Annotated in this window: 4 protein-coding genes, 1 tRNA gene and 2 rRNA genes (1 of these 7 running past the window's edge); 5 read left to right on the top strand and 2 right to left on the bottom strand. The window is 63.9% G+C overall.

Annotated elements, in window-relative coordinates:
* The 3 genes from H556_RS0115060 to H556_RS0115050 all read left to right on the top strand — a co-directional run.
* Positions 1–2523, top strand: a 23S ribosomal RNA gene (locus H556_RS0115060); it begins 258 nt to the left of the window's first position.
* Positions 2524–2599: 76 nt separating this feature from the next.
* A 5S ribosomal RNA gene (gene rrf, locus H556_RS0115055) occupies positions 2600–2714 on the top strand.
* A gap of 57 nt (positions 2715–2771) precedes the next feature.
* Positions 2772–2848, top strand: a tRNA-Met gene (locus tag H556_RS0115050).
* Between the two features lie 193 nt (positions 2849–3041).
* On the opposite strand, the gene H556_RS0115045 is transcribed toward H556_RS0115050, so the two are convergent.
* Together H556_RS0115045 and H556_RS0115040 are read right to left on the bottom strand one after the other, a co-directional pair.
* Positions 3042–4382, bottom strand: a complete 1341-nt coding sequence (locus tag H556_RS0115045; protein ID WP_024355233.1) for a sigma-54-dependent transcriptional regulator — start codon at positions 4380–4382, stop codon at positions 3042–3044.
* 14 nt (positions 4383–4396) lie between these two features.
* Positions 4397–6229: a sensor histidine kinase gene (locus H556_RS0115040; RefSeq protein ID WP_024355232.1), complete on the bottom strand. Its 1833-nt coding sequence runs from the start codon at positions 6227–6229 to the stop codon at positions 4397–4399.
* Between the two features lie 238 nt (positions 6230–6467).
* Here H556_RS0115040 and H556_RS0115035 point away from each other — a divergent pair, with 238 nt between their 5' ends.
* On the top strand, positions 6468–7823 hold the full coding sequence (locus H556_RS0115035; protein WP_024355231.1) for a dicarboxylate/amino acid:cation symporter: 1356 nt from the start codon (positions 6468–6470) through the stop codon (positions 7821–7823).
* Positions 7824–7879: 56 nt separating this feature from the next.
* Entirely contained in the window at positions 7880–10915 is a 3036-nt protein-coding gene (locus H556_RS0115030) for a TonB-dependent receptor domain-containing protein (RefSeq protein ID WP_024355230.1), read from the top strand.
* Positions 10916–10933 lie beyond the last annotated feature (18 nt).

The raw sequence follows: 10933 nt of genomic DNA, 5'->3' as shown, positions 1-10933 counted from the left end.
AGGACATCAACCGAGACTCCCGTAGTAGTGGCGAGCGAACCGGGACCAGGCCAGTGCTCTTGTGAAATAAAGTCGAACGGAATGGAAAGTCCGGCCATAGCGGGTGACAGCCCCGTAGACGTCAAACAGCAAGAGACTCGAGTAGGGCGGGACACGTGAAATCCTGTCTGAACATGGGGGGACCACCCTCCAAGCCTAAGTACTCCTCTACGACCGATAGTGAACAAGTACCGTGAGGGAAAGGTGAAAAGCACCCCGACAAGGGGAGTGAAACAGATCCTGAAATCGGAAGCCTACAAGCAGTCGGAGCCGCCAAGCGCGGTGACGGCGTACCTTTTGTATAATGGGTCAGCGACTTCATATGTCGAGCAAGCTTAAGCCGTTAGGTGTAGGCGCAGCGAAAGCGAGTCTGAATAGGGCGCTAAGTTCGACGTATGACGACCCGAAACCAGGTGATCTATCCATGAGCAGGATGAAGGTAAGGTAACACTTACTGGAGGTCCGAACCCGTGAATGTTGAAAAATTCTGGGATGACTTGTGGATAGGGGTGAAAGGCCAATCAAACCTGGACATAGCTGGTTCTCCGCGAAATCTATTTAGGTAGAGCGTCCGACGAATACCTTGGGGGGTAGAGCACTGGATGGTTGCGGGCTGCGCGAGCGGTACCAATACTAACCAAACTCCGAATACCCAAGAGTACTATCGGGCAGACACACGGCGGGTGCTAACGTCCGTCGTGAAAAGGGAAACAACCCTAACCATCATCTAAGGCCCCCAAGTCATGGCTAAGTGGGAAACGATGTGGGATTGCTTTGACAATCAGGAGGTTGGCTTAGAAGCAGCCATCCTTTAAAGAAAGCGTAACAGCTCACTGATCAAGCGATCCTGCGCGGAAAATGTAACGGGGCTAAAGCCATGCGCCGAAGATATGGGTTTGCAGTTTACTGCAAGCGGTAGCGGAGCGTTCCGTAAGCCTGTGAAGGTCAACCGTGAGGTTGGCTGGAGGTATCGGAAGTGAGAATGCTGACATGAGTAACGATAAACAGTGTGAGAAACACTGTCGCCGAAAGACCAAGGGTTCCTGCGTAAAGCTAATCTGCGCAGGGTTAGTCGGCCCCTAAGGCGAGGCTGAAAAGCGTAGTCGATGGGAAGCAGGTAAATATTCCTGCACCAGCTGGAAGTGACGGATGGCATAAGTCGTCGGGGCTTATTGGATTGTTCCCGGCGGTGGCGTTGTCCCTGGAAATAACTCCAGCAGAGACCGTACCCGAAACCGACACAGGTGGTCAGGTAGAGTATACCAAGGCGCTTGAGAGAACTGTGCTGAAGGAACTCGGCAAATTGCACGCGTAACTTCGGAATAAGCGTGACTCACCCTGGGCAACCAGGACTGAGTGGCACAAGCCAGGGGGTAGCGACTGTTTAGCAAAAACATAGGGCTCTGCGAAGCATCAATGCGACGTATAGGGTCTGACGCCTGCCCGGTGCCTGAAGGTTAAAGGGAGGAGTGAAAGCTCCGAACTGAAGCCCAGGTAAACGGCGGCCGTAACTATAACGGTCCTAAGGTAGCGAAATTCCTTGTCGGGTAAGTTCCGACCTGCACGAATGGCGTAACGACTTCCCCACTGTCTCCAGCACAGGCTCAGTGAAATTGAATTCCCCGTGAAGATGCGGGGTTCCCGCGGTCAGACGGAAAGACCCTATGAACCTTTACTATAGCTTCGCCTTGGCGTTAGCGACCGTATGTGTAGGATAGGTGGGAGGCTATGAAACCGGGGCGCCAGCTCTGGTGGAGCCATCCTTGAAATACCACCCTTACTGTCGTTGACGTCTAACCGAGGGCCGTTATCCGGTCCCGGGACATGGCGTGGTGGGTAGTTTGACTGGGGCGGTCGCCTCCCAAAGTGTAACGGAGGCGCGCGATGGTTAGCTCAGACCGGTCGGAAATCGGTCGTCGAGTGCAATGGCATAAGCTAGCCTGACTGCGAGACTGACAAGTCGAGCAGAGACGAAAGTCGGCCATAGTGATCCGGTGGTCCCGCGTGGAAGGGCCATCGCTCAACGGATAAAAGGTACTCTAGGGATAACAGGCTGATTTTGCCCAAGAGTCCATATCGACGGCAAAGTTTGGCACCTCGATGTCGGCTCATCACATCCTGGGGCTGGAGCAGGTCCCAAGGGTACGGCTGTTCGCCGTTTAAAGTGGTACGTGAGCTGGGTTCAGAACGTCGTGAGACAGTTTGGTCCCTATCTGCCGTGGGTGTTCGAAGCTTGAGAGGATCTGTCCCTAGTACGAGAGGACCGGGATGGACATACCTCTGGTGGACCTGTCATGGCGCCAGCCGTGCAGCAGGGTAGCTAAGTATGGAATAGATAACCGCTGAAAGCATCTAAGCGGGAAACTAACCTCAAAACAAGGCTTCGCTGAGGATCGTGGAAGACTACCACGTTGATAGGCCAGGTGTGGAAGCGCGGTGACGTGTGAAGCTTACTGGTACTAATAATCCGATCGGCTTGATCGTTTCTCAGCAAAACTCATTCGGTTTTTACTTGCCGAAATCAAAGACAATATCTTCTCATTCATGTGTGTCGGGTTGACCCGGTGGCTCTGTCGGAGGTTCCCCACCCGATCCCATTCCGAACTCGGTCGTTAAGCCCTCCAGAGCCGATGGTACTTCGTCTTAAGGCGCGGGAGAGTAGGTCGTCGCCGGGTCTACCCGACACACATGAATGATATCTCGAACCCTTCTTCCTTTACTCACCGCCTTGCCGCGGGATGGAGCAGCCCGGTAGCTCGTCAGGCTCATAACCTGAAGGTCGCAGGTTCAAATCCTGCTCCCGCACCCAAGAAAAAATAAACCCCCAAAGCGTAAGCTGCGGGGGTTTTTGCTGTTTGGGTTCCGCTCAGAAGCGCCGAGTTGCCTTGCTGCGATCTACGCAAGGCGTCAGCGGCGCCTGACGGATGCTAGCTTCGAATGAGGCGCGGTAACGCAGAGGCCAAGTCTGTCGCGGGCGGGCGCGAACCGATGGTGCAGCCTGCTCAGCTCCTGCGAAAATCGGCCGGCTTCAGGTTGTGGCGTTTCAGCTTGTCGTAGAGGGTCTTGCGGGGAATCTTCAGTTGCGCCAACGCCTCGCTGACGTTGCCGCCCAGGGCTTCAAGCGTGTCCTGCAGTATGCGTTTTTCGAAATCAGCGACGCGGTCGACAAGGCCGCGCGCGGCCCCGGCGGCTTGGTCTTCGCGGCCTTCAAGGCCAAGGGCGAAGCGTTGGGCGAAGTGTGACAACTCTCGGATGTTGCCCGGCCAGGGGTGTTCCAGCAGGCGGGAGCGGACTGCGTCCGTGATGACGGGCGGTTCGGCGCCGGGGCCCACCGGGGCGCGCGCCACTAGGCTGGCGAACAGCAGGGGGATGTCGTCGCGGCGTTCGCGCAGAGGCGGCACGCGCAGGCGCACGACATTCAACCGATAGTAAAGTTCTTCGCGAAGTCGGCCGCTGACGAGGGCCTGATCGAGATCACCCGTCGCAGAGGCCAGCACGCGAATGTCGACGGCGCGGGGTTCCGACGCGCCGATCGGGTGGATTTCGCGCTCTTCCAGCACGCGCAGCATCTTGACCTGAGCAGCGGTCGGCATGCTTTCGACGGCGTCCAGAAACAGCGATCCGCCGTGTGCGCGCTCGACGTGGCCGACGCGGCGACGCAAGGCCCCGGCGAAGGCGCCCAGCTCATGACCGAACAGCTCGCTCTCGATCAGTCCGTCCGGCAGGGCGCCGCAGTTGACCGCCACGAAGGGATGCAGTCGGCGGCGGCCGCCGTTGTGCAGGGCGCGGGCCACGGCTTCCTTGCCGACGCCAGTCTCGCCCTCGATCAGCACGTCCATGCGGGCGTCGGCGATCTGGGCGATGGTGGCGCGCAGCGACCGGATCGCCGGGCTGTCGCCCAGCAGCGGCAGTTCCAGTCCGGCCTCGGACGACAGGGCGGTCAGGCGCCGGTTGTCCAGAACCAGGGCGCGCTTCTCCAGCGCGCGCGTCAGGCTTTCGGACAGGCGTTCAAAGGCGAAGGGCTTGGCCACGAAATCATAGGCGCCGCCGCGCATGGCGGCGACGGCCTCGGCCACATCGCCGTGTCCGGTGATGAGGATGACCGGCAGGGCCGGGTCTAGGGCTTGAAGCCGGCTCAGCGTCTGGCGGCCGTCTAGGCCGGGCATCCGCAAGTCCGTGACCACCACGCCGGGGAAGTCGGCGTCGATGTCCGCCAGCGCCGTCTCGGCCTTGCGATAGGCGCGCACCGTCAGGCCTTCGACCTCCATCCGCTCGGCCAGGGCGCTGCGGAAATCATGGTCGTCCTCGATCAGGGCGACGGTCTCAAGACGCGGAAACTCCATGGCGCGCGCCTCCATCACGCGGCTTTCAGGCTGACGACGAAGACGGCGCCCGTTTCGGCCGGGCGCAGGTTCAGCTCGCCGCCGAATCCGGCGACGAGGTCGCGACAGATGACCAGGCCCAGCCCCAGGCCGTTGGCCTTGCTGGTCAAGAAGGGGGTGAAGAGCTGGTCGCGGATGGCGTCGGTCACGCCGGGGCCGTTGTCGGCGATGCTGAGTTCGACCAACTCGCCGACCCGACGGACCTCCAGATGGATCCTGCCGTCGGCGCGCCCTTCCAGCGCCTCGGCGGCGTTCTGCATCAGGTTGACGATGACCTGCTCCAGACGAAAGCGGTCGGCGATGACCTGCACGTCCCCGCCTCGGGCCCGCACCAGTCGGACGCCCCCCTGACGCAGGCGCCCGCCCAGCAGCAGCAGGGCGCCGTCGATCGCTTCGTTCAGCGATACGGGGCGAAGCTGCGGCTCCGACTTGCGCGAGAAGGCGCGCAGCTCCTGGGTGATGGCCCCGATCCGGGCGGTCAGCTCGCCGATGCGGCCCAGGGCGCGCACCGCCTTGGCCTCCTGGGCCCGCTCCAGATAGGCCGACGCCGTCTCGGCCTGGGTGCGAATGGCGGCGACGGGCTGGTTGATCTCATGGGCCACGCCGGCGGCGATCTGGCCCAGCGCCGCCAGCTTGCCGGCCTGGACCAGTTCATCGCGCAGGGCTTCGCGACTGGCCTCGGCGCGCATCCGCTCCTCGATCTGGCGATTCAGGGCGACGTTGGCCTGACGCAGGTCGCGGGTCCGCTCCTCGATGCGACGCTCCAGCTCCTGGCGAGCGGCCTCGGTGACGCGCTGCCGCACGACGGCCTGCTGGCGGCGACGCAGAAGCACGGCGGCGACGCCGAATGCGAGGGTCGCGATCAGGGCGGCCAGAACGCGGGCGTTTGCGACGCTCGTCTCTATGGCGCCTCGATCGGGGGTGAGCAGATGCAGCGTCCAGCCCGGCGTCATGGTGTCGATGCGGGCGTGCATCCAGGGGCGGTCGACGCCGTCCAGAGGCGCCTCGATCAGGCGCGTGGCTCCGTTGTCAGGCGTCTGGAAGGGCAGGGGCGTCAGGGCGCCGTCGCCGAGGGTCTGGTCGGCCAGGGTCAGGCGGCGGCTTTCGGCGTCCATCGGCCGCAGGGTCCGAAAGCGCCAGGTCGGAATGCTGGTGATCAGCACCACGCCGCCGGGATCGACCACATAGGCCGGTTCGCCCGAGGCGCGCCATTCGGCCTCCAGGGCGTCGAACTCGACCTTGACGACCACGACCCCGATGGCGCGATTCCCGTCGACGACCCGACGGGCCAGGAACAGGCCGGGCGTGCCGCTGACCGTGCCCAGGGCGAAGAACTCGGCCGAACCGTCCCGCATCGCCTTCACGAAATAGGGGCGGAAGCTGTAGTCGGCGCCGATGAAGCTGATCGGCTGGCGCCAGTTGCTGGCGGCGCGGGTCACCCCGTCGATCCCGATGACATAGATGGCCGAGGCGCGGGTCTGGTCGGCCAGGGCCTCCAGCCGCTGATTCAGCATCGCCGGGTCGGGGCGAGAGCTCAGCAGCAGTCTGGCGACGTCGGCGTCGGTCGCCATGGCTGGCGCGAGGGCGCGATACTTCTCCAGTTCGCTGCGCAGAACCGCGGCGTGGAGGGCGGCGGCGGACTCCGATTGGCGCGCCAGTTCGGCCGAGGCGCCCTTCCGGGCGGTCTCGCCCAGCCCATAGGCCGCCGTCGTCGCCACGACCAGCCAGGCCAGGATCAGGGCGATCCAGAGTCTCGCATGTCGCCGTACGAGGCCTTCCGAATGTGATGCAGCCGCCGCGGTCGTCATCTTCTCAATGTGCGGTATTCCGCACTTTTGCGCCACAAGTTCGAGCGGTATATCGCACTAAACGCATGTCCTCGAAGTGCGACGTTTAGGAATAACATTTATTGTCAATGAGTTGATGAATCTTTCGGGTGCCGTTTCCTCCTGGCGGCGCTGTGGCCACACTGAGGTCGAAGCGTGGCGAAGATCGCGCCGAGAGGAAATCCGCGAGCCGTGTGCTCGCCATCAGGAGCGACCTTCTTTGTCCCCTATCGCGTCACAGACGGCGGCGGTCATTCGCCGCCCCTTCTATCAGCATCTCTATTTCCAGGTGCTGGTCGCCATCGTACTGGGCGGCGCCATCGGCCACTTCTGGCCGAACGTAGGCGAAAGCCTGAAGCCGCTGGGCGACGCCTTCATCAAGCTGGTGAAGATGGTGATCGCCCCGGTGATCTTCCTGACCATCGTTACCGGCATCGCCGGGATGCGCGACATCGGCCGCGTCGGCCGGGTGGCGGCCAAGGCCTTTGGCTATTTCCTGGTCTTCTCGACCCTGGCGCTGATCGTCGGCCTGATCATCGCCAACGTCGTGCGTCCGGGCCATGGCCTGAACATCGACCCGGCCACCCTCGACAAGGGGGCGGTCGCCCAATACGCCCAGGCGGCGCACGAAAGCACCATCGTCGGCTTCCTGACGGGCATTATTCCCGACACGGTGGTCAGCGCCTTCTCGACCGGCAACATCCTGCAGGTCCTGTTCGTCTCCATCCTGTTCGGCATCGCCCTGGCCATGATCGGCGATCTGGGCAAGCCGGTGATGACCTTCCTGGAGTCGGTCAGCGCGGCCTTCTTCAAACTGGTCGCCATTCTGATGAAGGCCGCGCCGATCGGCGCCTTCGGGGCCTTCGCTTTCACCATTGGCGCCTACGGCATCGCCTCGGTCGCGAACCTGTTCGCCCTGATCGCCACCTTTTACCTGACGTCCGCCATCTTCGTGGTCGGGGTGCTGGGTCTGGTCGCCATCGCCAACGGCTTCAACATCCTGAAGCTGATCCGCTATCTGAAGGAGGAGCTGCTGCTGGTGCTGGGCACCTCCAGTTCCGAGGCCGCCCTGCCCAGCCTGATCTCCAAGATGGAGCGGGCGGGCGCCGCCAAGTCGGTGGTCGGCCTAGTCGTGCCGACCGGCTATTCGTTCAATCTGGACGGCACCAACATCTATATGACGATGGCGGCCCTGTTCATCGCCCAGGCGCTGAACATCGACCTGAGCCTGCAGGATCAGATCCTGTTGCTGTTGGTGGCCATGCTGTCGTCCAAGGGGGCGGCGGGCATTACGGGGGCGGGCTTCATCACCCTGGCGGCCACCCTGTCGGTGGTGCCTTCGGTGCCGGTGGCGGGCATGGCCCTGATCCTGGGCATCGACCGCTTCATGAGCGAATGCCGCGCCCTGACCAACTTCATCGGCAACGCGGTGGCCACCATCGTCGTCGCCCGCTGGGAAGGCGAACTGGACCGCGATGCGCTGAAGGCCGCGCTGGACGGCGGGCCTCAGCCTCTGGCCGCCGCCCCTGATCCCGCCGCCGGACCGGGCGACGACCTGGTGCTGGCCGACGACTGACCCTGAACCACGACCTCAACGACATGATCGCCGCACACGGCGACTGGGAGAGAGACATGAGAAACCCATCCAAGATCGCCCTGATGGCGACGACCGCATCGACCGTCCTGTTCGCCGGGGCCGCTCTGGCCCAGGAGGCCCTGCCCGCCGAGCCCACACAGGTGGAGGACATCGTCGTCGTCGGCACCAACATCCGCGGCGCGCGCACCACGGCGGCCCTGCCGGTGGTGGTGGCCGACCGTGAGCAGATCGAGGCCACCGGCGCCACGACCGGCGACGAGCTGATGCGCACCATCCCCCAGATGGGCGACGTCCTGTTCGATTCCGCCAATAACCCCCAGACTTCGAACTCGGCGCGCGGCGATGTGAACTCGGTCAACCTGCGCTCGCTGGGCGTGGGCAACACCCTGGTGCTGCTGAACGGTCGTCGTCTGGTCCAGCACCCGACCAGCCAAGGCACGTCGGACACCGGCACGGTGCCGGTGCTGAGCTACAACTCCAACGCCATCCCCGTGTCGGGGCTGGAGAGGCTGGAAGTCCTGCTGGACGGCGCCGCCGCCATCTATGGCGCGGACGCGGTGGCGGGCGTGGTCAACACCGTCCTGCGCGACAACATCGACGGCCTGACGGTCAGCGCCCGCTATGGCGGGGCCGAGGGCACGCAGATGCGCGACACCGAGTTCAACCTGTTCACGGGCAAGAACTTTGATCGCGGCAACGTCTCCCTGTTCGCAAACTACGCCCAGCGCACCGCCTTGTGGGCGTCGGATCAGGACTTCACCCGCTCGGACGACCTGCGTCCGCTGTTCGCCGACCATCCCGATTTCGCTGACGTCCAGTCGCTGGACGGCCGCTCGTCGCACACGCCGTGGGCGCGCCTGTCGGTCGGCTCGCGCCCGGTGATCCGCTCGAACGGCGTGGCGGTGACCAACACCGCCGGAGCCTTCCGCTTCCAGCCGTCCAGCTTCGGCTGCGGCGTGGACATGGGCGGCGACATCTGCCTGTCCAGCGGCAACCACAACTTCAACACGACCAACCGCGACATGCGGTACGACACCCGGCATGAGACGACGGTCCGTCCGTCGGTCGAGCGGCTGAACCTGTTCCTGACGGGACGTTACGACCTGACCGACAGCGTTGAGGCCTTCGGCGAGGCCGGCTATTACAGCGCTCACAGCCGCGCCGTGCAGCCGCCGGTGGTCAACCTGAACCAGATCTGGATTCCGGCCAGCAACTACTACAACCCGTTCGGCCCCATGACCTTCGCCGACGGCACGCTCAATCCGAACCGCCTGCCGGGTCTGACCGGGGTTCCGGCTGAGGGCCTGCCGGTTCTGATGACCAACTACCGCTTCGTCGACACCGGCTTCCAGGTGGTGAAGGTCGACAACTATCAGGCCCGCCTGCTGGGCGGCCTGCGCGGCGAGTGGCGCGGCTTCAACTGGGAGACGGCGGTCGTCTACTCCGAGGCCGAGGCCAAGGACGTCTCGCCCAACGTCAATATGACGGCCCTGCAGAAGCAGTTGGCCCTGTCGACGCCCGACGCCTACAACCCCTTCAGCGGGGGCTGCGTCGCCACCACCAGCTACGGCGACTGCTCGCCCAGCTCTCAGGCGGCGATCGACGCCATCGTCTTCGACCTGCGCCGGGTGTCACGCACGACCCTGACCATGGCGGACTTCAAGCTGTCGCGCGGCGATCTGTTCCAACTGCCGGGCGGGCCGGTCGGCATGGCCTTCGGCGTCGAGGCGCGCCGCGAGACCCAGAAGGACGACCGCGACGCCAATCTGGACGGGACCTTCACCTTCACCGACATGGTCAGCGGCGAGACCAACCTGTCCAACGTCTCGGCCGTCAGCCCCAACCCCGACACCTCGGGCAGCCGCGAGGTCTTCTCGACCTACGTCGAGCTCGCCGTGCCGGTGGTCTCGCCCGAGATGAACATTCCTCTGGTCTATCAGCTGGATGTGCAGCTGGCGGGCCGTTACGAGCACTATTCGGACTTCGGCTCGGTGGCCAAGCCGAAGATCGCCGCGGCCTGGGACGTGGTTCCGGGCGTGCGGGTTCGCGGCTCCTATTCGCAGGGCTTCCGCGCGCCGAACCTGGAGCAGACCCACGCCACGGAATACGCCCGTCTGGCCAGCGGCACGGACTATGTCCGCTGCGAGGCTGACCTGCGCGCCGGCCGTATCAGCAATTTCTCCCAGTGCGCGCAGAACACCTCGGGCGCCTCTCTGCTGGTGGCGGGCAACCCGGATCTGGAGCCGGAAGAGAGCACCAACACCTCCTACGGCCTGGTGCTGCAGCCGTCCTTCATCCCCGAGCGTTTCGGCGCCTTCACCTTCACTATCGACAAGTGGCGGATCGAGCAGGAGAAGATCGTCGGCCTTCTGGGCGCCCAGACGGCGCTGGCGCTGGACTATCTGAACCGCGTCGAGGGCGGCTCCAATCCGCTGGTCAACCGTCGCGCGCCGACGCCCGAGGACATCCTGCTGTTCCAGGGCACGGGCCTGACCCCGGTGGGCGAGGTGGTCTCGATCAACGACCGCTTCATCAACCTTCAGCCCCAAACCGTCAGCGGCCTGGACCTGGCCATGAACTGGTCGCTGCGTCGCACCAAGTACGGCACCTTCATCGTCAATGTGAACGCCAGCAAGCTGGACGAATTCACGCGCGATCCGGGCGACATCGTCAATGAGCTGTACGCCGCCCGCGAAGCCGGAACGATCAATGCGGGCACGACCCTGCCGGACTCCTCGCAACTGGTGGGGCAGAACGGGCGTCCCGAATGGCGCCTCAACGCCAGCCTGACCTGGCGCAAGGGCCCCTGGCGCGCAGGGATGACGACCCAGTACATCAGCGACTTCCAGCAGCCCGGCCTGCTGGGCGCCTCGGGCGATCCGTGGGTGGTCGACGCCCGCCAGACGGTCAACGCCTATGTGGATTATGAATTCCCGGCCGAGACCCGCGTGCGTCTGGGCGTGCGCGATCTGACCGATGAAGGCCCGTCGCTGGCCGACAACGGCTATCGCGGCTCGGTGCACAGCCCGTGGGGGCGTTACTGGTACGTCACCGCGACCAAGTCGTTCTGATCTGAGGAGGCGATAGGG

The sequence above is a fragment of the Brevundimonas naejangsanensis DSM 23858 genome, assembly GCF_000421705.1.
Classification (GTDB): domain Bacteria; phylum Pseudomonadota; class Alphaproteobacteria; order Caulobacterales; family Caulobacteraceae; genus Brevundimonas; species Brevundimonas naejangsanensis.
The sequence above is the reverse complement of the archived record's forward strand: the minus strand, read 5'-3'. Positions and strand labels throughout refer to the sequence as shown.

Excerpts from the sequence above, each read along its gene's own strand:
- H556_RS0115045 (WP_024355233.1), bottom strand. The coding sequence starts at position 4,382 with ATGGAGTTTCCGCGTCTTGAGACCGTCGCCCTGATCGAGGACGACCAT.
- H556_RS0115040 (WP_024355232.1), bottom strand. The coding sequence starts at position 6,229 with ATGACGACCGCGGCGGCTGCATCACATTCGGAAGGCCTCGTACGGCGA.
- H556_RS0115030 (WP_024355230.1), top strand. The coding sequence starts at position 7,880 with ATGAGAAACCCATCCAAGATCGCCCTGATGGCGACGACCGCATCGACC.